Source organism: Janthinobacterium sp. GW821-FHT03C08 (assembly GCF_059420905.1).
The window spans coordinates 14,177-35,530 of record NZ_JBWKUP010000007.1 but is presented as its reverse complement, the minus strand read 5'-3'; the positions used below and the strand labels follow the sequence as shown (position 1 = coordinate 35,530).

Sequence of the window (21,354 nt, the reverse complement as noted above, 5' to 3'; positions counted from 1 at the left end):
ATTGAGTGATAATGTTCCGATTTTTATGTGAGAATGCGTAGGCTGGCAAGCACGGCATCGCTGCCGGTTCACACCATAAAAATCACAATCGAGGAGTACACCATGTTTTCATCGTTGCGCACGCGGCTGGTGCTCATTTGCGTCGCCATCGTCGTGCTGTCCATGCTGGCCTTGTCGGTCGCCAATTACGTCACCACGCGCAGCAGCATGCTGGCGTCGGCCGACCAGCAGATGCAGCAGTTGCTGCACAGCCAGTCCGCCGTGCTGGCGCAATGGGTGGATGGCAAGAAAAAGGTCATGGCGTCCGTGCTGATGTCGGCCGAGACGCCCGAACCCCTGCGCGCCTTCCAGATCGCGGAAAAGGCCGGTGACTTTTCGGAAGTCTTCGTCGGTTACGCGGACAAGCGCTCCGTTTTCACGCATCCCGGGCGGCCGGCCGATTTCGACCCCACCGCGCGCGCCTGGTACACGGATACCGTCAAGGCGGGCGTGCCGATGCTCACGCCGCCATACGTGGACGCGGCCAGCCACCAGCTGGTGGTGTCGTTCACGGCGCCCGTGGGGCCGAAGGGCGCGCCCGTGGGCGTGGCGGGCGCGGACGTGCCGCTCGATGCCGTCATCGCCAACGTGGTGGCGATCAAGCCCACGCCGCACAGCTTTGCCTTCCTCGTCGGCGAGGACGGCACCATCATCGCCCATGCGGACAAGGAGCTGAGCCTGCAGCCCGTGTCGAAACTCGACGCGGCGCTGTCGGCCGCGCAGATCAAGGGGCTGGAAAGTGCGCGCCGGAGCGAGGCCGTGCGCCTGGGCGGGCGCGACGGCATGCTGTACGTCACGCGCGTGGCGGGCACCGGCTGGCTGCTGGCCGTGGTGCTGGACCAGCAGGAAGCCATGCAGGCCCTGCAGACGATGCTGACGACGGCCACCGTCACGGCCGTGGTGCTGACGGGGCTGGCCGCGCTGCTGCTGTCGCTGCTGGTGTTCGCCATGCTCAAGCGCCTGGAACTGGTGCGCGCAGCGCTCGACGACATCGCCTCGGGCGAGGGCGACCTGACGCGCCGCCTCGACGCTGCCGGCGCGGATGAACTGGCGCAGATCGCGGGCGCCTTCAACCGCTTCATCGACAAGATCGCCGCCGTGCTGGTGAAGATCCGCACGGCCAGCGAATCGGTGAAGGTGTCATCAATGGAGATCGCCGCCGGCAACCAGGACCTGTCCTCGCGCACGGAACAGCAGGCCAGTTCGCTGGAAGAGACGGCCGCCTCGATGGAGGAACTGACGTCCACGGTGAAACAGAATGCGGACAATGCGCGCCAGGCCAACCAGATGGCCGTGTCGGCCTCCGGCGTGGCCAGCAAGGGCGGCATGGTGGTGGCGCAGGTGGTCGATACCATGACTTCGATCAATGCCTCGTCGCGCAAGATCGTCGACATCATCGGCGTCATCGACGGCATCGCCTTCCAGACGAACATCCTCGCGCTGAATGCGGCCGTGGAAGCGGCGCGCGCGGGCGAGCAGGGACGGGGCTTTGCCGTCGTGGCGACGGAAGTGCGCAGCCTGGCGCAGCGCTCGAGCGCGGCCGCCAAGGAAATCAAGGCCCTGATCGACGACTCCGTGAGCGCCGTCGACACGGGCAACCGCCTGGTGGGCGAAGCAGGTGCGACGATGCAGGAAATCGTCGACAGCGTGCAGCGCGTGACGGACATCATGGGCGAAATCACGTCCGCCAGCGTGGAACAGAGTTCCGGCATCGAACAGGTGAACCAGGCCATCGCGCAGATGGACCAGGTGACGCAGCAGAACGCGGCCCTGGTGGAAGAGGCGGCGGCCGCCGCGGAAAGCCTGCAGGAGCAGGCCAGTACCCTGGCGCAGGTGGTGGGCGTGTTCAAGCTCGATGACGGGCAGGCGCCGGCGCAGCAGCAGCGGCCCGCGGCACCAGCGGCGCGTCCGCCCGCCGCGCCGCGCATCGCCAGCCACCCTGCCGCCAGGGCGGCTTCCCGCGAGGCGGAACAGTCCGAGGAGTGGGAGACTTTTTAAGCAGCTTTGTCAGTGCGCTGCCAGGCGCGCCGCGGCGCCAGGGTCGGCGCCATCTGCCTGGCCACCGCGAAAAAGGCATTGGTGGCGGGCGTGTTCTGGCGCCGGTCGCGCACGGCCAGGCCCACCTTGCGGCTGACGGGTGGATTTAACGGCAGGGCGACCAGCTCCGGATACTGCTCGCGCAGGCGCTGCGGCAGCGCCAGTTCGGCGACGATGGACAGGCCGTCGCCGCGGCTGACCATGTCGAGGATGGTGATGACCTGGCTGATGCGGTAGGGCACCTGCGGCTGCAGGCCCGCGTTGGCGAACAGGGGCTCGATCAGGCAGGCGCAACCCGCTTCCGACATGATGAACGGTCCCTCGCACAGCTGCGCCAGGGTGATGGCTTCGAGCCGCGCCAGCGGATGGCTGCGCGGCACCAGGGCCATCATCTGGTCTTCCACCAGCGGCGCCGTGTCGAAGCGCTCGTCGGGCAGCACGACGAAGCCCACGTCGACCCTGCGCTCGCGTATCCACTGCACCACTTCATGGTCGGCCCCTTCGTCGATGCGCAGGTCGATGCCCGGATAGCGCAGGCGGAACTGCGCCGTGATGGCCGGCAGCAGGTTCAGGGACGAGGTGGGGCCGAAGGAGCCGATGCGCAGGGTGCCCTGGCGCTGGCCCAGCACGTCGGCCGCTTCCTGGCGCATGGCTTCGGACAGGCCGAGGATTTCGCGCGCGCGCACCAGCAGCTGGCGGCCCACGTCAGTCAGCTCGGCCGAGGCCTGGTGGCGCACGATCAGGTCCACGCCCATCTCCTTTTCCAGCGCTTTTAATGCATGCGAGACGGCCGACTGGCTGATGCCCAGCTGCGCGGCAGCGGCGGAAAAGCCGTGCAGTTCGGCCACCAGGGTAAAAATTTCCAGTTGTGTGAAGGTCATGGCGTGGCTTTTGTGGGTTATGAGTATTTACTCATTATTTCATGAGTTGATATTAGTATTAATATATATGGACACTAGCCGCCGCGCAAGCGGCATCACAGGACTTTCCATGCCTACTACCGCCGCACCTCCTTCGCCGCTGCTCGCCGTGCAGTCGCCCCTCGTCTACATCAAACTGATCTTCGTCGCCCTGTTCTGGGGCGGCACCTTTATCGCGGGGCGCGTGCTGGCGCAGCAGATGCCGCCCATGACGGCGGCCAGCGGGCGCTTCGGCGTGGCCGTGCTCTTGCTCGTCGTGCTGGCATGGAAGCTGGAAGGGGGTTTGCCGCGCCTGGACCGCAAACAGCTGGCGACGACGGCGGCCCTGGGCCTGACGGGCATCTTCCTGTACAACCTGTGCTTCCTGGCGGCCCTGTCGCGCATGCCGGCGGGGCGCACGGCGCTGTTCGTCGCCCTGAACCCCATCGTTACGGCGCTGGCCTCGGCCATGCTGTTCCGCGAACGGCTCGGATCGTTCAAGTGGCTGGGCATCCTGCTGGCATTCTGCGGCACGGCCATCGTCATCACGCGCGGCGACCTCGCCGGCGTGCTGCACGGTAACGGCGGCGGCATCGGTGCCGGCGAAGTCTTCATGTTCTGCGGCATTTCCAGCTGGGCCGCCTACACCCTGATCGGCAGGGTGGCGCTCAAGGGACTCTCGCCCATCGCCGCCACCACGTATGCGTCGATGTGGGGCCTGGCCTTCCTGCTGGTGGGGGCGGCCGTGGAATTCCCGACGGTGCCGTGGCACAGCTTCGGCTGGCAAGTGTGGGCCGCCATCGGCTATCTGGGCGTGTTCGGCACGGTGATCGGCTTTGTCTGGTATTACGAAGGGGTGAAGGCGCTGGGACCCTCGCGCACGGCCGTGTTCAACAACCTCGTGCCCGTGTTCGGCATCGTGCTGGCGGCGGCATTGCTGGGCGAACCCGTGCTCGTCTCCATGCTGGTGGGCGGCGCGGTGACGATCGCCGGCGTGGTGATGACCAACCGGCAAGCGAAATAGCAACTGAACCCTTGGCGAGGACTGGGGTCGGAACTTAAGTTCCGACCCCGGCAGTGCAAGGGTTTGGCGGCTTAGCGTGCGCGGCGGCGCTTCGAAGGCTTGGCCGGCGCCTTCTTGTGCCGGCTGACGGAAGCGCGCATGACTTTCGGCTCTTCGATGCCGTTTTCGGCGGCCAGCATGCGGCGGATGTTGACGGCGTCCATGGCGCGCACGGAATTGGCGCGCGCGTTGAGCAGAATCATGGTGGCGAACTTGCCGGCCGACTTGATGCGCATGATCAGGCAGCGGCCCGCTTCATTCGTGTAGCCCGTCTTTGACAGGCCGATGTCCCAGCCCTTGGCGCCCACCAGGCGGTTCGTGTTATGGTACTCCACGTCGCGGCCCTTGATCTGGATCACGTCCTTCGAATCCGTCGTGATGCGGCTGATTTCCGGGTAGCGCGAAGCGGCCACGGCCATCTTGACGAGGTCGGCCGCCGTCGACTGGTTGTTCGGCGACAGGCCCGTCGGCTCCTCGATCACGGTCTGGCGCATGCCCAGGGCCTTGATCTTGGCATTCACGGCGACGGCGAACGCCGTGGGACCGCCCGGGTAGGTGCGCGCCAGCGAGGCGGCGGCGCGGTTGTCGGACGACATCAGCGCCAGCTGCAGCACGTCGTGGCGGCTCAGGGTGGCGCCCACGGGCACGCGCGAGGTGCTGTGTTTCAGGGTGTCGACATCCTCGCGGTCGATGCTGATCTCTTCCTGCATGTTCGCCTTGGAGTCGAGCACGACCATGGCTGTCATGAGTTTGGTCAGCGAGGCGATGGGCACCACCACGTTGGAATTTTTTTCAAGCAAGACTTTACCTGTGCCGTCTTCGACCACCAGTATCGACTGGGAACCGAAGGGCACGGCGATGGCCGCTGTCGAAAGCGTCATCAGCACCGCGGCGAACATTTTTTTGAGCATGGGATCGTATGTGGGAAAGCAGTTTTGGGGCGCCACCGTGGGCGCTGCGCGCAAAGCCGGGACAGGGCCGCGCGGGGACGCGGTATGTGTCTCGGAGGCAATATTTGCCAAGTGTAGACAATACCATTAAAAATATTGCGATGTCTACGGCACACTGGCCGCGTCAGCCGCTTTGCGGCGAGAAAGGTGAAAATAATCGCGATCCGGCATGTAACTATTGCCTGACTGAAAATTGTCGCCGTATTATTGATTTCATTTAGGAAATCTAATACTCTTTCTGCAATCTTGCTGGTTGGCATACAACATGGGCCGCCGTCGTCGCTCGTACCCGCAAACTCGTGCCTGGTCATGTGCCCCTGTGCCCCGGGCCATCCTGCCCCCAGACTGCGTTCATGCATCTGAACTTATCAAGGAGAACGCACCATGTGGGGAAAAATCAAGCAGTGGCACCAGCAGATGGACGACGACGCCATCCTGGTGCTGGAATCGCCCGGCGCCGCCGCCACCTTGCCGGCCGGCTACCGGCGCTGTATCGGCACGCGGCTGGCCACCATGTCATTGATCGAGCGCCAGCAATTCCGTGCATTCCTGCTGAAATACCGCGGCGCCCGCTTCTACAAGGCGGCCGCCAGCCTGCTCATCCCCTTCAGCGCGCTGGGCGTGCTGCAGCACCTGCTGTGGCCAGGCAAGCTGAGCTGGGTCGAAGCCTTGGTGTTGAGCAACCTGATCGGCTTTTCGCTCGCTTGCGGCCTGATGGGCGTCTGGTTCAACTACCGCACGCTGGTGGCGAACCGCTCGCTGAAGCCCTTGCTGCGCATCCTGCTGGCCTGCATGGGCGGCATGGCCGTGGGCATGGGCGCGGCGGCCATCTTCAGCGACCAGCCCATGGTGTTTTCTCCGGAGAAAATCGCCCGCAACCTGGGCATCGCCCTGCTGGTGGTGAGCCTGCTGTACATCGTGCCGCTGGGGATCGTCGCCATGTGGCGCAACCGCCAGTTCGAGGCGCTGACCCTGCAGCTGCAGCAGGATGCCGAGCGCGACCGCCTGGCGCGCGAGCTGAGCGAATCGCAGCTGCGGCTGCTGCGCGCGCAGATCGAGCCGCATTTCCTGTTCAATACGCTGGGCGCCGTGCAGCAGCTGGCCGAGCAGGGTGCGGATGGCGCCGCGCGGGCCGCCGCCCTGACGGCCGACCTGATCGCCTTCCTGCGCGCAAGCCTGGCCGAGATGCGCAGCGAGCAGGTGCCCCTGCAGAGCGAGTTCGACATGGTGGCCGCCTACCTGCGCGTGATGCAGGCGCGCATGGGTCAGCGCCTGCGCTATCGCCTGGACTTGCCGGCCGGCCTGGCGCAGGCCATGGTGCCCAGCATGATCGTGCTGACCCTGGCCGAGAACGCCATCAAGCACGGCATCGAACCGGCCCTGCGCGGCGGCGACGTCACTATTTCGGCTGAGCACGTCGACGGCATGCTGCGCCTGCGCGTGCAGGATACGGGCATGGGCATGGCGGAGCACGGCGTGCCCGCCGCCGGTGGCGGGCTGGGCCTGGAAAACGTGCGCAGCCGCCTGCGGCTGGCGGGGCAGGACGGCGCTCCAGCGGGCCGCCTGGAGCTGCGCAATGGGGAGGAGGGCGGCGTCATCGCCGATATTTTGTTACCCGTCAATGCAAAGGACAGCAGCACATGAAAACGACGATCATGATTGCCGAGGATGAACCCCTGATGCGCGAGCGCCTGCAGGGCTTGCTGGAACAGGCATGGCCGCAGGCCCGGGTGGTGCTGGTGGCGGAAAACGGCAACGATGCCTGGGATGGCTTCCTCGAGCACGAGCCGGAAGTGGTCTTCCTCGACATCCGCATGCCGGGCCTGTCCGGCCTGGAAGTGGCCGAGCGCATCGGCAAGCGGGCCCACGTGGTGTTCGTCACGGCCTACGACCAGTATGCCGTCGACGCGTTTGACGCGGGCGCCGTCGACTACCTGCTCAAGCCCGTGCAGGCCGAGCGCCTGCAGCGCACGCTGGCCCGCCTGGGCGACAAGCTGGGCGGCCAGCCGGCGGACATGGCGCACCTGCTGCAGTCGCTGCGGGCCGCGCTGCCGGCGCCGCCGCGCGAAAAGATGAAATGGATCAAGGCCAGCGTGGGCAAGCAGATCCGCCTGATCGATATCGATGACGTGCTGTTCTTCCAGGCCGATACCAAGTACACGCGCGTGGTGCTGGCCGGCTCGGAAGCGCTGGTGCGCACGCCGCTGAAGGATTTGCTGGGCGGCCTGGACCCGGAACAGTTCTGGCAGATCCACCGCGGCACCATGGTCAACGTGAAAGCCATCGAGGCGGCCGAACGCATCGACGCCGAGCGCATGCAGGTGCTGGTGCGGGGCAGCACGGAAAAGCTGCCCGTCAGCCGCACGTTTACGCATCTGTTCCGGGATTGATATGATGGCAATCTTTCATTAACGCCACTGACTGGATTTCCATGACACTGCTACGCCGCTGCTTCGCCGCCTTCCTGCTTTCCCTGTTGTCGTACACGGCCGTGCAGGCGGCGCCGAAGCCGGAAAGGGTGGTGTATCACGTCAACGACGCCGCCAATGCCGCGGCGGCGCTGCGGAACATCCGCAATCACCTGGACGCCAGCCCGCAGGCGACCATCGTGCTCGTCGCCCACGGCGCCGGCATCGATTTCCTGCTCGATGGCGCCATCGACAAGGATGGCTACCCGTATGACGTGGCGGTGCGCGAACTGGTCCGGCGCGGCGTGGGCTTTCGCGTCTGCAACAACACCTTGCAGGGGCGCGGCATCGACCGCCAGCGCGTGCTGCCGGAAGCCGTCATCGTGCCTTCGGGCGTGGCCGAGCTGAGCCGCCTGCAGACGCAGGAAGGGTATGCCTATATCAAGCCATAGAGGCCAGTCCATGCGACAACGCCGCGCCGCTGCCGGAGGGCAAGGGCGCGGCGTCGGCAAGGGGGCGCGGCTTACTGGATCTTGGCGATCGACACTTCCGTCGATTTCACCAGGGCGATGACTTCGCTGCCCACCTTCAGGTCCAGGTCCTTGATCGAGCGCGAGGTGATCACCGAAGTGACGATGCCGTGCGGCGTTTCCACGTCCACTTCCGAGACGACGGGGCCAAAGATGATTTCCTTGATCTTGCCGCGAAACTGGTTGCGTACATTCACTTCCGAGATAGCCATGATGTTTCCTTTGTGCCCGTAATACGCCGTGCGGCGCGACATGGCCAGAGTACGGCCCGCGCGCGCTTTTGACCACGAATCGATGCGCATATCGATATGCGCAAAGCGTGCGCCAGCCCTGGCGCAAGCATATTATTCGCCTATACTCGTTCGTATATCCACGGGAGGCTTGCCATGCGTTCACGTTTGCCGTCGTTCCTGCTGCTGCCCCTGCTGTTGCCCGCCGCCGTGCTGGCGCAGCCCGTCGCTGCCCTGCAGCCGATGGCTTTCCTGGCGGGGCACTGCTGGAAAGGGGAGTTTCCTGGCGGGACACAAACGGATGAACACTGCTTCCAGTGGCTGTATGGCGGCCGGATGCTGCGCGACGTGCACACGGTGCGCAGCCCCGGCAAGCCCGACTACGTGGGGGAAACCCTGTATTACCACGACGCGGCCGCGCGGCAGGTGGCCTTCCTGTACGTGGAAAACAGCGGCGGCTACAGCCGCGGCACGATGCAGCCGGCGAACGGCGGCCTCGACTTTCCTGCCACGCAGTACGTGGATGCGGACGGCAAGGCGCTGACCTACCGCGTGCGCTGGACGCCAGCGGGCGACGCCTATGAGGCGTACAGCGAAATCCAGGCGGGGGAGCGCTGGCTGCCGCAGTTCAGGCTGATGCTGAAAAAGCAGTGACGGCGCGCCAATAAAAAAACCGGGACGTGTCCCGGTTTTTTTGATGTGGCGCAAACTTACTTCTGATAAATCTTGTCGAATTCGCCGCCGTCGTCAAAATGTTTCTTTTGCGCTTGTTTCCAGCCGCCGAAGACCTCGTCGATGGTGAACAGGCTGATCGGCTTGAAGCTGGCCGCGTATTTCTTCGCCACTGTCGCCGAACGGGGACGCAGGTAGTGCTTGGCGACCAGTTCCTGGCCCGGTTCCGAGTACAGGTATTGCAGGTAGGCGGTGGCTTCCTTGCGGATGCCGCGGCGGTCGACGACCTTGTCGACGACGGCCACGGGCGATTCGGCCAGGATGGAAATGCTCGGGTAGACCACTTCGAAGTTGTCGCCGAATTCGGCGCGCACCAGTTGCACCTCGTTTTCAAACGTCACCAGCACGTCGCCGATTTCCCGCTGCGTGAAGGTGGTGGTGGCGCCGCGGCCGCCGCCGTCGAGCACGGGCACGTTCTTGAACAGCTTGGTGACCAGGTCGCGCGCCTGCGCTTCGCTGCCGCCTTTTTTCAGGGCATAGCCCCAGGCGGCCAGGTAGGTGTAGCGGCCGTTGCCCGAGGTTTTCGGATTCGGCACGATGACCTTGATGCCGGGCTTGGCCAGGTCGTCCCAGTCCTTGATGTGTTTTGGATTGCCCTTGCGTACCAGGTACACCATGGTGGAATAGAACGGCGCCGCATTGTTCGGGAATTTCTTGGCCCAGTCGGCCACCACGAGGCCGCGGTCGACGAGGATGTCGATGTCATTGGCCTGGTTCATGGTCACGACGGACGCTTCCAGGCCATCGGCGACGGAACGCGCCTGTTTGCTGGAACCGCCGTGCGATTGCTTGATGGTAATGGTTTCACCTGTCTTGGCTTTCCAATCAGCAATAAATGCGGGATTCACGTCCTTGAACAGTTCGCGCATCACGTCGTAGGAGGCGTTCAGCAAGACCACCGGTTCGGCTGCGCTGGCGGCCATGGGCAGGCTCATGGCGGCAGCGGAGGCGGCCAGGGCGCTGGCCAGGAACCAGCGGCGCGAGCGTTGGGTGAGCGTCGGGACGGCGGTCTTTACGGCGTTGAATGGGGACATGGTGAACTCTTGTTGTGAGAATAGATAGACATAGTCTAAAATTCCGGCCGGAAAAGAAACGAATTTTTCGTAATATGCTTAGATCACATTCCCGTTTCTGTCAAAAAACAGATATGGATTTTTGAAATGATTCGTGGGCAAGGCGCGTATCCGGGCTTAGTCTGCAAGCAGGCTGCCACAGGCAGAACAGGGCCGTGGCGCGGCGCGAAAAAACCCGAATGCGCCGCTTGGTGTATAGTCGAATGGCGCGATACACGGTGAAACGGCCTGCATCGGCAACTGGAATATTTTGTGAGCGTACATGAGTCTTGAAATTCGTATTGCAACATCGACCGACGCTTTCGAGGCGTGCAATGTATTACGACGCTCGATCGTCGAATGCTGCAGCCTCGATCACCGGGACGATCCGGCCATCCTGGAAGCCTGGCTGGGCAATAAAACACCGCAGATGGTGGCGTGCTGGTTCGCGTCGCCCACCAATTTTTCGCTCGTCGCTGTCGAGCAGGGCGCCGTCGTCGGCGTGGGCCTGCTGACGCGCGCCGGCAAGCTGGCCCTGTGCTACCTGCTGCCCGAGGCGCAGGGCCGCGGTGCGGGCAAGGCGCTGGTGGAAGGGCTGGAAGCGCAGGCGCGCGAGTGGGGCATCAAGGCCTTGCAGCTGCACAGCACGGCCAGCAGCCAGGCCTTTTTCGTCAAGCAGGGCTATGTCGAGGCGGGCAATGTGCGTTCGCCGTATGGCGTGGAAACGATTTTTTGCTGGAAACAGATTGATCCCGCAGGCATCGCCAGCGGCGACCCCAAGCGCAAGCGCTTTTGCAACTGCAATTCGGCCTGACGGCCAGCCGGCGCTGCAGCCCGCCCATCCTGCGGCGGGCCTTTTCTTCCCCTTGAATATTTCTCCTCAGTAACTGATCTGGATATACACGCCGCCTGGCGCGCGCTCGTCCGCCTGCAGCAAGGTGCCGCCGGCGAACAGTTTCAGTTCGCCGGGTGCAAACGCCAGCCACTGCTCGTTCTCCGTCAGCGGGTGCGTGGCGATGACGGCGATGCGGTCGTCGAGGTGGTTGTGCTGGCGAAAGTCGATGCTGCGTTCGCAGTCGATCAGGTGCGCCACGGAAAATGGGTATTCGCGGATCACATAGTGCAGATGCGTGGAGCAGTGGGCGAACAGCAGCTCGCCGTCCGACAGGATGAAATTGAAGGTGCCGTGCGCTGCGATGTCCGCCGCCACCTCGCCGATGGCGGCGCGCAGGTCGGCGCGCGTCGGTTCGCCGGCGGGAAAGCGCGCGCGCAGGCTGGCCAGCAGGTGGCAGAAGGCCTGTTCGCTGTCCGTGTCGCCGCTGGCATGGTAATGCGCGTTGGCGGGCGCGCGCCACGTCTTGAGGTCGCCATTGTGGGCGAAGGACCACGTCCTGCCCCACAGTTCGCGGGCGAACGGATGCGTGTTTTCCGGCGCGATGCTGCCCTGCGTGGCCTTGCGGATGTGCGCGACGATGTTTTTCGCCTTGACGGGATGCTGCTGCACCGTGGCGGCAAGCGGCGAATCGATGGCGGCCAGGTGGTCGGTGAGCAAGGTGCAGCCGCTACTGGAGTGATAGGCGATGCCCCAGCCGTCGCGGTGCTCGTCCGTGCGGCCGCCCCGCTCGGCGAAGCCGGCGAAGGAAAATCCCAGCGCGGCCGGCTTGCTGCTGTTCATTGCGAGTAACTGGCACATGGCGGCCCTTCCTGATGATATCGGTACCTGGCCACAGTACTGGCCGCGGGCGGGGGCGGGAAGGAATGTTTCCGACTATCGTTATGCGCTGGCCGTCGCCATGCCCTTATGCGCCGGGCGCATATCAAATGGCGAAACCATTCGTTCTCCTTTGGTTCACCCTGCCTTAGTCTGCACACTTTGGCGTCGCCTGCCCCACGAGGGCCGGCGGCGCAGCCCTACGAAGGAGCTTCCATGCCATTTCCCGTCCTGAAAAATTACCTGGCCCGCCTGTCGCATCAAACCCAGGCCGGCACCAGCGTCTGGCTCGATGACGAGGGCAGGGCGCTGGGGCGTTTTTTCAATTGCACCATGACGAGCGCCTTCCAGCCCCTGCGCGAACTGCAAAGCGGAAAATTGCTCGCGTTCGAGGGCCTGGCGCGCAGCGTGTCGAAGGCGGACGAAGGCCTGTCGCTGTGGCGTTTGCTCGACCATGCGGCCAGCGACGACGAATCCGTGGAACTGGACCGGCTGTGCCGCATGCTGCACGCCATTAATTTCTTCCGCCAGCCGGAAGCGGAGCAGTCCGACCTGTACCTGAACGTGCACGACCGCCTGCTCAGCGCCGTCAGCAGCAACCACGGCCACGCCTTCCAGCGCATCCTCGATGCGCTGGGCCTGCCCATCGAGCGCATCGTGCTGCAATTGCCGGCCGTGACGCCGAACCAGGGGTGGCTGCTCAACTACGTGGCCGACAATTACCGCCGCAACGGTTTCCGCCTGGCCATCAACGTGGCCAGCGTGCACGAAGCGACGGGCATGCTGGAGCGGCTGCACCCGCATGCGTTCAAGCTCGACGCGGGCAACCTCAGCGACGAGCAAGCCGTCGCCAGCTTCGTCACCCTGTGCCACGCGGCGAAGATCCGCGTCGTCTTCAAGCGCCTCGACACGCCGGCCGCGCTGGCGGCCCTGCAGCGCATCGCCGCCGCCACGGGCTTGCCCATCGTGGCGCAGGGTTATCTGCTTGATAAGCCATTGACGGCCCTGGCGACGGCGAAGGACGGCATCGCGCCCGTCGCCGCCGCTGCCTGACGAAAAAATGTGCTGCAATCAGGGCGGCACGATAGGGATACAGGGTTTTTCTTCGCAGCACAATAGGCTATAGTATTCGTATCGTTATATTGGAATGACTATGGCATCGCGCAGAAATTTTCTACACCATGGTATGGGCCTGGCCGCGCTGGGCCTGGTAGCCACGCCTCTCATCGGCTGCGCCTCGCGCACGGCCGCTCCCGCCTCGGCTTCGGCCAGCGCCAAGCCCCGCGCGCCGGGCACGGGCGTGCCGCCGCAGCCGACGCAACTGGCCAGCGTCGACCGCTCGCTCACGTCGCAGTCGCGCCAGGCCATCACGGAACTGGAACCGCCGCCCGACATCTTCGATGCGCAGGCGCTGGACCTGGAATTCTGGCTCAAGCCCCGCACCCTGGAAGTGGTGCGCCCGGCCAGCAATGAAAAAGCGAAACTGCTGTACTGGAAAGATGGCGAAGTCATCGATTCAGCCTACCAGGAACTGTGCCACTTGCTGCGCGACGTGAACGGCAAGAAGACGGCGCCCATCGACCCGAAACTGCTGGAAACCCTGTGGGGCACGCAAGCCTTCGTGGCCCGCTACGGCATCGAGCAGCCGCTGGAGATCCTGTCGGGCTACCGCACGGCCGAATCGAACGGCAAGCTGCGCGAAGCAGGCGTGCCGGCCGCGCGCCAGTCGCTGCACATCTCGGGCCGCGCCGCCGACATCCGCGTGGCCAACCTGAACGCGGAAGTGCTCGGTTCGCTCGTGCGCAGCTTCAAGCAGGGCGGCGTGGGCTTCTATTACCGCTCCGGCCCCCGCGGCGGCTGGATCCATGCCGATACGGGCCTCCAGCGCACCTGGAAGGGTTGACCGATCACTGCTCGCGCGGCCGCCTTGCGGCCGTTCGCGCTGGTGCGTCAAGCGTTCTCCTGATCAGTCATAGTGATATGGCGGTTCCGGCACGCTGTCGGTGCCGGCCCGCTGCAGCTCACCGAAATTCACGGGGCGCTCCCAGAAAATGCGCCAGCCCTGGCGCTGGCTGGCCTGCACCTCGGGATGGGCCTGCAGGTAGCCATCGATGAAGCGGGTAAATTCCGAAACGTAGCCGCTGCGGCGGTAAGTGCATCGATGGCGCATGTGTACTCCCGGGTGTTGCTGCCGTTCCCCCGTTTGACCGCGCGCGCGGCCAGAAGTGCCGCACTTTCCACCTTTCCCATGAAACTTTCCAGCCATAACATCGAACTGTTCCTGGCCGTCGTCGACGGCGGCTCGTTTTCCAGCGCCGCGCGCGCCCTGGGACGGGCGCCGTCGGCCGTCAGCATGGCCATTGCCAACATCGAGGCGGAACTGGGCATCGTCCTGTTCGACCGCAGCGCCCGCGAAGCTGTGCCGACGCCGGCCGCTTGCGCCCTGATTCCCCACGCGCGCCTCATCGCCGAGCAGCTTAAGCAATTGCACCTGCATGCGCAGGAATTGTCGCAGGGGCTGGAAAGCCGCATTTCGCTGGGCATCGCGGCCGAACTCGACCATGCACCCTTCCTGGCCGCCGTGCGCGCGCTGTCGCTGCGCCACCCGCTGCTCGACATCGAAGTGCTGACGGCGCCGCAGGACGACGTGCTCGACATGCTGCACCGGGGCCGCATCAGCGCCTGCATGGCGTTCGCCGGCGGGCGCATCAATCACGAGGAGCAATTCCAGCTGGTGGGCAGCGACGCCCTGCTGGCGATTATTTCCACGCAGCATCCACCGAGCGCGGCGGGGCGCCCCCTGTACATCGAGGAACTGGTGAATTTGCGCCAGATCATCGTCGCCAGCCGCGAGCTGGACCTGGCCGATGCGCGGCCCGTCGTGGGCCTGTCCTACTGGCGCACCGATAGTTTGCCGATGGCCCTGTCCATGGTCGAAGCGGGGCTGGGCTGGGGCAACTTTGCCGCCTCGGCGATCCGCGACTCGCTGGCGGCGGGGAGGGTGCGCTGCGTGGCCTTCAAGAACACGGGCAATGGCCTGGTCGTGCCCATCCACCTGGTGTGGATGAAGGACCGGCCGCTGGGCATGGCGGCGCGGTCCTTTCTTCAGTTGCTCAGCGAAGCGGCCTGAACGTCGGTGGCGTTTTCCTTGGGCTGCTGCGCCGACAGGGGCACGCCGAACAGGCCGTCGAAGAAATAATTGAAGATGAAGCTGTAGCAGGGGATGATCAGCATCAGGGCGAAGTCGAGCACGAAGGCTTGCCACAGGCTGATGTCCAGCCACCAGGCGATCAGCGGGATCAGGTAGACGACGAGGGTGATCTGGAAGCCGATCGCATGCAGGATGCGGCGCCAGACGGTGCGCGTGCGCGATACTTGCCGGATTTCCCAATATTCGAAGGCCGTGTTGTAGAGCAGGTTCCAGATCACGGCGATGGTGGTGATCATGATGGCCAGCGGTCCCGTGCTGGTGGGCGATTCGCCCGAAAGCAGGGTCAGCCAGGCGGTGGAAATGGCCATGCCGATGATTTCAAAGGCGGTGACGTAGACGATTTTGCGTTTGATGCCTTGCATGTAAAGCCTGTAAAGTAGAAGTGGCGGCCATTTTAAGTCAGGCATGCTGACGTTAAAAGTTAATAGCTGTCAGTTTTTCTGATGGATTGGCTGTGGGATACCCTGCACGCCGCGAACGGGGGATAATGGCGGCTGGCGGGCAAGTGGTCCCGCCGCATCACCGCAAGAGAGGCCAACGAGCATGCAAGGCGCAGCAGACAGCAATATTCCAGGCACCCCCGCCGATACCCCAGCCAGCGCGGAGGAACGCCCCCGTTTCCGCCCCCGTCCGTGGGAACACCTGGAAACCCCGTACGACGTGGAAGTGTGGATCGAGGAACATAACCGCAGCATGCAGGACAATATCCGCGCCACGGAAACGGGCGTGGGCATCTGCTTCACCCTGGCCGAGGGCGGCGACATCTACATGCAGACGAGCGCCGACGGCGCCGTCGTGCTCGACGTGACGCCGGACGCGGCCTGGGTGTCGCCCCTGATCAGCGCCGCCACGGGCTGCGGGACGCCGGATTCGTCGCTGTGGATCTTGCCGGACGATAAGCTGATCCAGCTGATCGTAGGCCTGTCCAGTCTGGTGGCCAGCACCTTGCTCGTGGTCGGCCACGACTTCGGCCTGCGCCGGCGCGGCATGGGGCGCTGAAGACCGTCCGTCCTGTTGCAGAATCGTTATCCGCCGCGCGCATGGCTCGACACTGCGCGCGGCGCGTGCTAGTCTCGGGACAGCATCCGCCTGGCTGCCTGGGCGGTGGTGCAAAGGATAGCCATGGACAACACGCCGCCTGCGGTACCTGCTCCGGATTCCTCCCGGCACGGCCACGTGCCGTGGCCAGCCGCGCCGCTGCTCGACGATGGCGTCTTCAGCCCGCAGCGCGTGAAGGCTGAACGCGAACAGGCGTATTTCAACGATCTGTACCTGCTGGCGCCCGTCGCCTATTTCGTGCTGGGACTCGACGGCGCGATCGTGCAGATGAACCTGGTGGCGGCCGAGCTGTTCGGCTTGCCGCGCGCGCGGCCCGGCCACGTGCTGTTCCGCGCCTATGTGCATGAAGCGTTCCGCCACGATTACGAGCAGTTCGTCCAGCGCGTGCTCAATAGCAGCGAACCGCAGCGCATCCAGCTGCAGGTGCGGCTGCCGCCGCCGCACCCCGGCGCGCAGGAGGCGGGCTTGCCCGTCAGCCTGCTGGGCAGCGCCGACCCGAACGGCCAGGCGCTGCGCCTGGTGCTGGAGCAGGCCGAAGGCAAGCTGGCCGCGCTCGAGCGCAGCGAGGAGCGCTTCCGGCGCATCGTGCACAGCGCCGAGGAGGGCATCTGGGAAATCGATGCGCAGGCGCTGACCAGCTTTGTCAATCCGAAGATGGCGCACATGCTGGGCTGCCAGATCGAGGACATGCTGGGCCGCCCGCTGGCCTCTTTCATGGACGAGGAAGGGCGCGCCATCCTGGAGCGCAACATCGCCCGGCGCCAGGACGGCATCGCCGAGCGCCACGAGTTCAAGTTCGTGCGCAGCGACGGCAGCGCCCTGTGGGCCACCCTGGCCACCAATCCCATCTTCGATGCCGGCGGCGCCTACCTGGGCGCGCTGGCGCTGGTGAGCGACATCACGGCGCAGCGCGAGGCGTCCGGGCGCATCTGGCAGCAGGCCAATTTCGACCAGGTGACGGGCTTGCCGAACCGCCACATGTTTCTCGACCGCCTGCACAACGAAGCGCGCCGCGCCAGGCGCGAGGGGACGTGCCTGGTCCTGCTGTTCATCGACCTCGACCACTTCAAGCAGGTAAACGACCGCTTCGGCCACGAAAAGGGCGACTTGCTGCTGCGCCAGGCGGCGCGGCGCATCAGCGAGCGCGTGCGTGCCACGGATACGGTGGCGCGCCTGGGCGGCGATGAATTCACCGTCATCCTGGCCGGCGTGGCACAGCTGGGCGGCATCGAGCGCGTGGTGCAGGAACTCGTCGCCGCGCTGGCCGTGCCGTTCGCGCTCGACGACGACAGCGCGCACGTGTCCGCCAGCGTGGGCGTGGCGCTGTACCCGGCCGACGCCGACTCGGTGGACACCCTGCTGCGCCATGCCGACCAGGCCATGTATGCGGCCAAGAATGCAGGGCGCAACGGCTACCGTTATTTCACGCCGGCCCTGCAGCAGGCGGCGGAACTGCGCCGCAACACCGTGCGCGACATGCGCCTGGCGCTGGCGCAGGAGCAGTTCGAACTGCATTACCAGCCCATCGTCAGCCTGCGCGACGGGGGCATCGCGCGGGCCGAGGCGCTGCTGCGCTGGCGCCATCCGCTGCGCGGCCTGCTGGCGCCCGCCGAGTTCATCGGCTTCGCGGAGGCGAACGGGCTGATCACCGATATCGGCGACTGGGTCTTCCGCCAGGCCGTGCGCCAGGCGCAGCAGTGGCAAGCGGCGTATGGGACCAGCTTCCAGATCAGCATCAACAAGTCGCCGGTGGAATTCCGCGGCGACGCCGCCCTCTACCAGGGATGGCCCGAGCATTTGCGGCGCGAAGGCTTGCCGCCGGGCGCCATCGCCATCGAAATGACGGAAGGCGTGCTGCTCGACGAGGCGCGCCAGGTTAACGAGCGGCTGCGCCAGTTCCGCGCCATGGGCCTGGCGCTGGCGCTCGACGATTTCGGCAGCGGCCAGACGTCGCTGGCATGCTTGAAGAAGTTCGATATCGACGTTCTCAAGCTCGACCGCTCGCTGGTGGGCGCGCTGGGGCAGGGCGATGCCGAACTGGCCCTGTGCGAGGCGATCATTGCGCTGGCGCAAAGGCTGGGGCTGAAGGTCGTGGCCGAAGGCGTGGAGACGGCGGCGCAGCGCGACCTGCTGCGCGCGGCCGGCTGCGACTATGCCCAGGGCTATTTCTTTTCCGGCGCGCTGCCGGCAGGGCAGCTGGAGCGGCTGCTGGGCGCTCAGCCTGCGGCGTGAAGTGCCGCCGGCGCGTCGCCGTCCATCAGCGCTGTCACGGCGGCCAGCGTGTCGTCGGCGCTCACCCCGGACAGGGTCAGCCCCGGCGCCAGGATGACGCGGTAGTGGCGGCTGGCCGGATAGAACCAGCGGTAGTTGTCCGTGCGGATGTAGTAGCCGACGATTTTCTTGTCGTACGCCGAGGCGATGTGGATCACCGACGTGTCGGGCGAGAGCACCAGTTCGCAGCGGCGGATCAGGGCCGCCAGTTCCAGGATGTGGCCGGTAGGCGGCGCGGCCATCACGTTGGCGTGGCCGGCGCCGCGCACGATCTCGGCGGCGCGCGCCTCGGCGCCGGGCGCGGCGATCACCAGCAGGGCATGGCGCGGGTAGCGCGCGGCCAGGGCGGCGCAGCAGCGCCGGGCATCGGCCACGCTGACCGTGCGCTGCGCATTGCTGCCCTGGAAATTCAGGCAGAACAGGCCCTCATGCGTGCGCAGCAGGGCGTCGCAGGCCGCGTCGACGGCGGCCGCATGGGCGTCCACGCCGGACAGCTCATAGCGCAGGTCGATGTCGCGCAGCTTGAATTGCGCGAACGCGGCGAAGTAGCTGTGCAGGATGTGGCGGCTGCGGTCGCAGGGCACCGTGTGGTCGAACATGCCCAGCTTGGCCGTCGACGTGCCGTACTTGGGAATGGCAAAGCCCGTCAGGTAGCGCGCGCCCAGCCATTTAATGCGCAGCAGCAAGGGGATCGAAAAGCGGTTGTAGGGGTTGAAGATGACGTCGTAGCGGCGCCGGCGCAGGTCGGCGATGGTGGTGCGCAAGTCGCGCAGCAGCGGCTGCTTGTCCCAGATGAGGATATCGCTGACGTGGGGATTGTCGGCGATCACGTCGCGGTTGGCGCTGCTGGCGGCCACGTCGATCTGCCAGTGGGGATAGTTTTTCTTGAGTTCGCGCAGCAGGGCCGTGGTGACGATCATGTCGCCGATCTTGTCGTTGCGCAAAATCAATACCTTGCGCACCGTGGCGATATCGAGGGGCTGCTTGTCGGATTTGCCCAGCAGGGCATAGCTGATCAGCCGGGCGGCGGTCTTTATCAAGGGAACTCCGGAGATGGATGACGGGGATGCGCTGGCGTACTTGTCAATATGCAAGCGTACCAGCAGCATCTTACGGATTTCCACTCCCCGCAGCTAGGGGCGCCGCGGATTTTATTGCCGCGTGCGCCAGCGCAGGGCGCACAGGAAAGCTGTGTTAGCGCAAGCCCAGCAGGGCAACGACGCGCTCGCGGCTGATGCCGACCAGTGCCGAACTGATCGCCAGCAGCGATTCATAGCCCGGCTTGCTGGCTTTTTCCGTGAAACTTTCCGCCAGGGTATCCATGCTGACATTGGCTTGCACGGGCTGCGCCTTGGCCACCCGCCCCGTGGCCTGCGCCAGGGCCAGGCTGACGGAGCTGCGCGCCGCCTGCAGCTGGGCCAGCGCCTGCACCACTTGCTGCAGCGTGGCGCGCAGGGCTTCCACGTCGCTGGTATCCCATTCTTCCGGGGCGATGGCGGCCGGTTCCGCATCCGTGCGCACGCGGTTCATCTGGCCCGTCGGGAAGCGGATGCCGCCGCCCCGCACGGACAGGCTGTCGCGCACGTTGGCCCAGGCACCTTCCGGCGTGCTGAACACCAGTTCGCCGCTTTCCCCCTGCTTGACGCGTATGCCCGACGGCATCAGCGCCTGGTCGAAGCGGGCGACGATCTGCTCTGCGCTCAGGCCCGGCTCGATGTTGACCGAGCGGATGGCCTGGCTGGCGCCGCCGACGGAAAAGGCCAGGGTTTCCTGCGGCCCTTCCTGCAGGCTGGCCATGGTCAGGCCGCGGATGCTGAAATTCTGCTGCGCCACCTGCGGGCTGGTATAGCCGAGCTGCGCGTCCAGGCTGCCGCCCGAGGCGCTGGCGCGCTGGCGCCACGTATTGCTGAACTGGCGTACCCGGGCCTCGACCTGGCCGTCACGGCCCTGGCGCGCGGCCAGCTTGGCCGCCAGCTCGCTTTTCAGCGCCTGCAGCTGGCTGCTGCTGCGTTCCAGGTAATCCAGCGTTTGCTGCGCATTGGAAATTTCTCCCTGCAGCTGGTGGTCCCAGTTGCTCAGGCCACGCTTCAGGCTTGTCGCCGAACTCTTCCCCGCCGTGCCTTCGGCGCGCGTGCCGGCGCTGCCGTCGATGGCGGTGGACGCATCATCGGCGACGCGGGTCGTGCCGGTGCCTTTGGTGCTGACGCCGGATGGGGAGGAAGTCTGAGCGATTTGCATGATGGTCAGAGAAGGTCAAACAGGGAAAGGTTGCCCACTTTTGAGTAAGCCTTGTAGGTTGCCTGCAACGCTGTCTGGTAACCGGTCAGCTCGATGGCGGCGGCGCCGATGTCGGCCTTTTTCAGGTCCGTCAGCGCGGTCTGGTTCGACAGCGACACGTTGGCCAGGTTGCTGTCGAGGGTGGTCAGGATATTTTGCGCACCGCCAAAAATGGCGATTTTTCCCGAAAGCAAGTTCATGCCATCATCCGTGCCGTCGAGGCCCGCCATGACGATGGCGCGCGTGGCCGGGTCGGCCGGATTGACATTGGCCGCGCTCAGCGCGTCGATGGTGGTGTCCATCTTGTTGAGCCAGGTTTCCAGGTTCTTCACGTCGACGTTCGCCGCCTGCGTCACGCCATTGCCCACCACCACGGTCTGGGTTTCCGTATTGCCCGTGTAGCTGTAGCGCGAACCGACGGGCTGGCTGCTGTCGTACTTGAGGGCCGGGGTATCCGTGGCGGTGCCCGAAAACATGTAGCGGCCTTCCTGGTCCTTCAGGTTCGACGTGTAGAACACGCTGTCGCGCATGGCGCGCAGCGATTCGGTCATCGCATTGAGGTCGCCAGGCGCATTGCTGCCATCGGCGGCCCAGACAAGCAGGTCGCGTGCCTGCCCCATGTCCGTCACCATGCTCGACAGGTAGTTTTCATTTTTCAGCAGGCGCGTCTTCACGGACGCGATGTTTTCCTGATACTGGGTCACCATCGATTGCTCGCGCGTCAGGCGCGAAATGCGCACGTTGCCGACCGGATCGTCCGATGGCAGCTGGATGCGCAAACCCGACGACATTTGCTGCGTGAGGAAATTGATGCGATCCTGGTTTTGTTGAATCGAAATATTAATCAATGACTGGTACTGGCCGCTGGCGACGCGCATATTCTTC

The 21,354-nt window shown here is 65.1% G+C and carries 22 protein-coding genes; 12 read left to right on the top strand and 10 right to left on the bottom strand.

Going from position 1 to position 21,354, the window contains the following annotated elements; translation table 11 throughout:
* Positions 1-102: 102 nt before the first annotated feature.
* Entirely contained in the window at positions 103-2,037 is a 1,935-nt protein-coding gene (locus AC07VL_RS11135) for a methyl-accepting chemotaxis protein (RefSeq protein WP_494805893.1), read from the top strand.
* Here the strand turns inward: AC07VL_RS11135 and AC07VL_RS11130 are convergent.
* Positions 2,034-2,957, bottom strand: a complete 924-nt coding sequence (locus tag AC07VL_RS11130; protein ID WP_494805892.1) for a LysR family transcriptional regulator — start codon at positions 2,955-2,957, stop codon at positions 2,034-2,036. The two genes, AC07VL_RS11135 and AC07VL_RS11130, sit on opposite strands and share 4 nt — an antisense overlap.
* Positions 2,958-3,066: 109 nt before the next feature.
* On the opposite strand from AC07VL_RS11130, the gene AC07VL_RS11125 reads away from it, so the two are divergent.
* Complete coding sequence (locus AC07VL_RS11125; protein WP_494805891.1) at positions 3,067-3,999, top strand: DMT family transporter; 933 nt, start codon at positions 3,067-3,069, stop codon at positions 3,997-3,999.
* 71 nt (positions 4,000-4,070) lie between these two features.
* Here the strand turns inward: AC07VL_RS11125 and AC07VL_RS11120 are convergent, their stop codons facing one another.
* Entirely contained in the window at positions 4,071-4,949 is an 879-nt protein-coding gene (locus AC07VL_RS11120; protein ID WP_092802288.1) for a serine hydrolase, read from the bottom strand.
* 423 nt (positions 4,950-5,372) lie between these two features.
* On the opposite strand from AC07VL_RS11120, the gene AC07VL_RS11115 reads away from it, so the two are divergent.
* The 3 genes from AC07VL_RS11115 to AC07VL_RS11105 are packed head-to-tail and all read left to right on the top strand — an operon-like array spanning position 5,373 to position 7,848.
* On the top strand, positions 5,373-6,632 hold the full coding sequence (locus AC07VL_RS11115) for a sensor histidine kinase (RefSeq protein WP_494805890.1): 1,260 nt from the start codon (positions 5,373-5,375) through the stop codon (positions 6,630-6,632).
* Complete coding sequence (locus AC07VL_RS11110; protein ID WP_494805889.1) at positions 6,629-7,378, top strand: LytR/AlgR family response regulator transcription factor; 750 nt, start codon at positions 6,629-6,631, stop codon at positions 7,376-7,378. The genes AC07VL_RS11115 and AC07VL_RS11110 overlap by 4 nt, the downstream gene beginning before the upstream one ends.
* A gap of 41 nt (positions 7,379-7,419) precedes the next feature.
* A complete protein-coding gene (locus tag AC07VL_RS11105) occupies positions 7,420-7,848 on the top strand; it encodes a DsrE family protein (RefSeq protein WP_494805888.1) in 429 nt (142 codons plus the stop codon).
* A 71-nt stretch (positions 7,849-7,919) separates the two neighbouring features.
* On the opposite strand, the gene AC07VL_RS11100 is transcribed toward AC07VL_RS11105, so the two are convergent.
* Positions 7,920-8,138 (bottom strand): TOBE domain-containing protein, encoded by a 219-nt coding sequence (locus tag AC07VL_RS11100; protein ID WP_034757699.1) that lies wholly within the window; start codon positions 8,136-8,138, stop codon positions 7,920-7,922.
* Positions 8,139-8,312: 174 nt separating this feature from the next.
* Here AC07VL_RS11100 and AC07VL_RS11095 point away from each other — a divergent pair, with 174 nt between their 5' ends.
* Positions 8,313-8,810: a hypothetical protein gene (locus tag AC07VL_RS11095; protein WP_494805887.1), complete on the top strand. Its 498-nt coding sequence runs from the start codon at positions 8,313-8,315 to the stop codon at positions 8,808-8,810.
* A gap of 56 nt (positions 8,811-8,866) precedes the next feature.
* Here the strand turns inward: AC07VL_RS11095 and AC07VL_RS11090 are convergent, their stop codons facing one another.
* A complete protein-coding gene (locus AC07VL_RS11090) occupies positions 8,867-9,922 on the bottom strand; it encodes a sulfate ABC transporter substrate-binding protein (RefSeq protein WP_494805886.1) in 1,056 nt (351 codons plus the stop codon).
* Between the two features lie 301 nt (positions 9,923-10,223).
* Here AC07VL_RS11090 and AC07VL_RS11085 point away from each other — a divergent pair, with 301 nt between their 5' ends.
* Positions 10,224-10,754, top strand: coding sequence for a GNAT family N-acetyltransferase (locus AC07VL_RS11085; protein ID WP_290603252.1), 531 nt, complete (start codon positions 10,224-10,226; stop codon positions 10,752-10,754).
* A 66-nt stretch (positions 10,755-10,820) separates the two neighbouring features.
* On the opposite strand, the gene AC07VL_RS11080 is transcribed toward AC07VL_RS11085, so the two are convergent.
* The gene (locus AC07VL_RS11080; protein ID WP_494805885.1) at positions 10,821-11,633 is read right to left on the bottom strand and encodes a class II glutamine amidotransferase; all 813 of its coding nucleotides are present in this window, start codon (positions 11,631-11,633) and stop codon (positions 10,821-10,823) included.
* Positions 11,634-11,867: 234 nt separating this feature from the next.
* Between AC07VL_RS11080 and AC07VL_RS11075 the strand changes: the two genes are divergently transcribed.
* On the top strand, positions 11,868-12,704 hold the full coding sequence (locus tag AC07VL_RS11075; protein WP_494805884.1) for an EAL domain-containing protein: 837 nt from the start codon (positions 11,868-11,870) through the stop codon (positions 12,702-12,704).
* Between the two features lie 100 nt (positions 12,705-12,804).
* Entirely contained in the window at positions 12,805-13,554 is a 750-nt protein-coding gene (locus AC07VL_RS11070; protein ID WP_494805883.1) for a YcbK family protein, read from the top strand.
* Between the two features lie 63 nt (positions 13,555-13,617).
* On the opposite strand, the gene AC07VL_RS11065 is transcribed toward AC07VL_RS11070, so the two are convergent.
* Complete coding sequence (locus AC07VL_RS11065) at positions 13,618-13,821, bottom strand: DUF3460 family protein (protein ID WP_494805882.1); 204 nt, start codon at positions 13,819-13,821, stop codon at positions 13,618-13,620.
* 78 nt (positions 13,822-13,899) lie between these two features.
* Between AC07VL_RS11065 and AC07VL_RS11060 the strand changes: the two genes are divergently transcribed.
* Positions 13,900-14,781, top strand: coding sequence for a LysR family transcriptional regulator (locus AC07VL_RS11060; RefSeq protein ID WP_494805881.1), 882 nt, complete (start codon positions 13,900-13,902; stop codon positions 14,779-14,781).
* On the opposite strand, the gene AC07VL_RS11055 is transcribed toward AC07VL_RS11060, so the two are convergent.
* A complete protein-coding gene (locus tag AC07VL_RS11055; RefSeq protein WP_494805880.1) occupies positions 14,757-15,224 on the bottom strand; it encodes a PACE efflux transporter in 468 nt (155 codons plus the stop codon). The two genes, AC07VL_RS11060 and AC07VL_RS11055, sit on opposite strands and share 25 nt — an antisense overlap.
* Positions 15,225-15,405: 181 nt before the next feature.
* Between AC07VL_RS11055 and AC07VL_RS11050 the strand changes: the two genes are divergently transcribed.
* Both AC07VL_RS11050 and AC07VL_RS11045 read left to right on the top strand, forming a co-directional pair.
* Entirely contained in the window at positions 15,406-15,861 is a 456-nt protein-coding gene (locus AC07VL_RS11050; protein ID WP_494805879.1) for a hypothetical protein, read from the top strand.
* A 123-nt stretch (positions 15,862-15,984) separates the two neighbouring features.
* Positions 15,985-18,153: a putative bifunctional diguanylate cyclase/phosphodiesterase gene (locus AC07VL_RS11045; protein ID WP_494805878.1), complete on the top strand. Its 2,169-nt coding sequence runs from the start codon at positions 15,985-15,987 to the stop codon at positions 18,151-18,153.
* Here the strand turns inward: AC07VL_RS11045 and AC07VL_RS11040 are convergent.
* The 3 genes from AC07VL_RS11040 to flgL form a co-directional block, all read right to left on the bottom strand.
* Positions 18,138-19,232, bottom strand: a complete 1,095-nt coding sequence (locus AC07VL_RS11040; protein ID WP_494805877.1) for a glycosyltransferase family 9 protein — start codon at positions 19,230-19,232, stop codon at positions 18,138-18,140. The two genes, AC07VL_RS11045 and AC07VL_RS11040, sit on opposite strands and share 16 nt — an antisense overlap.
* A gap of 154 nt (positions 19,233-19,386) precedes the next feature.
* Positions 19,387-20,430 carry a hypothetical protein gene (locus AC07VL_RS11035; RefSeq protein WP_494805876.1) on the bottom strand — a complete coding sequence of 348 codons (1,044 nt, stop codon included), beginning with the start codon at positions 20,428-20,430 and terminating at the stop codon, positions 19,387-19,389.
* 5 nt (positions 20,431-20,435) lie between these two features.
* The gene (gene flgL, locus AC07VL_RS11030; protein ID WP_494805875.1) at positions 20,436-21,347 is read right to left on the bottom strand and encodes a flagellar hook-associated protein FlgL; all 912 of its coding nucleotides are present in this window, start codon (positions 21,345-21,347) and stop codon (positions 20,436-20,438) included.
* Positions 21,348-21,354 lie beyond the last annotated feature (7 nt).

What these genes read in the sequence shown, in the direction of transcription:
- AC07VL_RS11135 (WP_494805893.1), top strand. Translation starts at nt 103, where the DNA reads ATGTTTTCATCGTTGCGCACGCGGCTGGTGCTCATTTGCGTCGCCATC.
- AC07VL_RS11130 (WP_494805892.1), bottom strand. Translation starts at nt 2,957, where the DNA reads ATGACCTTCACACAACTGGAAATTTTTACCCTGGTGGCCGAACTGCAC.
- AC07VL_RS11125 (WP_494805891.1), top strand. Translation starts at nt 3,067, where the DNA reads ATGCCTACTACCGCCGCACCTCCTTCGCCGCTGCTCGCCGTGCAGTCG.
- AC07VL_RS11120 (WP_092802288.1), bottom strand. Translation starts at nt 4,949, where the DNA reads ATGCTCAAAAAAATGTTCGCCGCGGTGCTGATGACGCTTTCGACAGCG.
- AC07VL_RS11115 (WP_494805890.1), top strand. Translation starts at nt 5,373, where the DNA reads ATGTGGGGAAAAATCAAGCAGTGGCACCAGCAGATGGACGACGACGCC.
- AC07VL_RS11110 (WP_494805889.1), top strand. Translation starts at nt 6,629, where the DNA reads ATGAAAACGACGATCATGATTGCCGAGGATGAACCCCTGATGCGCGAG.
- AC07VL_RS11105 (WP_494805888.1), top strand. Translation starts at nt 7,420, where the DNA reads ATGACACTGCTACGCCGCTGCTTCGCCGCCTTCCTGCTTTCCCTGTTG.
- AC07VL_RS11100 (WP_034757699.1), bottom strand. Translation starts at nt 8,138, where the DNA reads ATGGCTATCTCGGAAGTGAATGTACGCAACCAGTTTCGCGGCAAGATC.
- AC07VL_RS11095 (WP_494805887.1), top strand. Translation starts at nt 8,313, where the DNA reads ATGCGTTCACGTTTGCCGTCGTTCCTGCTGCTGCCCCTGCTGTTGCCC.
- AC07VL_RS11090 (WP_494805886.1), bottom strand. Translation starts at nt 9,922, where the DNA reads ATGTCCCCATTCAACGCCGTAAAGACCGCCGTCCCGACGCTCACCCAA.
- AC07VL_RS11085 (WP_290603252.1), top strand. Translation starts at nt 10,224, where the DNA reads ATGAGTCTTGAAATTCGTATTGCAACATCGACCGACGCTTTCGAGGCG.
- AC07VL_RS11080 (WP_494805885.1), bottom strand. Translation starts at nt 11,633, where the DNA reads ATGTGCCAGTTACTCGCAATGAACAGCAGCAAGCCGGCCGCGCTGGGA.
- AC07VL_RS11075 (WP_494805884.1), top strand. Translation starts at nt 11,868, where the DNA reads ATGCCATTTCCCGTCCTGAAAAATTACCTGGCCCGCCTGTCGCATCAA.
- AC07VL_RS11070 (WP_494805883.1), top strand. Translation starts at nt 12,805, where the DNA reads ATGGCATCGCGCAGAAATTTTCTACACCATGGTATGGGCCTGGCCGCG.
- AC07VL_RS11065 (WP_494805882.1), bottom strand. Translation starts at nt 13,821, where the DNA reads ATGCGCCATCGATGCACTTACCGCCGCAGCGGCTACGTTTCGGAATTT.
- AC07VL_RS11060 (WP_494805881.1), top strand. Translation starts at nt 13,900, where the DNA reads ATGAAACTTTCCAGCCATAACATCGAACTGTTCCTGGCCGTCGTCGAC.
- AC07VL_RS11055 (WP_494805880.1), bottom strand. Translation starts at nt 15,224, where the DNA reads ATGCAAGGCATCAAACGCAAAATCGTCTACGTCACCGCCTTTGAAATC.
- AC07VL_RS11050 (WP_494805879.1), top strand. Translation starts at nt 15,406, where the DNA reads ATGCAAGGCGCAGCAGACAGCAATATTCCAGGCACCCCCGCCGATACC.
- AC07VL_RS11045 (WP_494805878.1), top strand. Translation starts at nt 15,985, where the DNA reads ATGGACAACACGCCGCCTGCGGTACCTGCTCCGGATTCCTCCCGGCAC.
- AC07VL_RS11035 (WP_494805876.1), bottom strand. Translation starts at nt 20,430, where the DNA reads ATGCAAATCGCTCAGACTTCCTCCCCATCCGGCGTCAGCACCAAAGGC.
- flgL (WP_494805875.1), bottom strand. Translation starts at nt 21,347, where the DNA reads ATGCGCGTCGCCAGCGGCCAGTACCAGTCATTGATTAATATTTCGATT.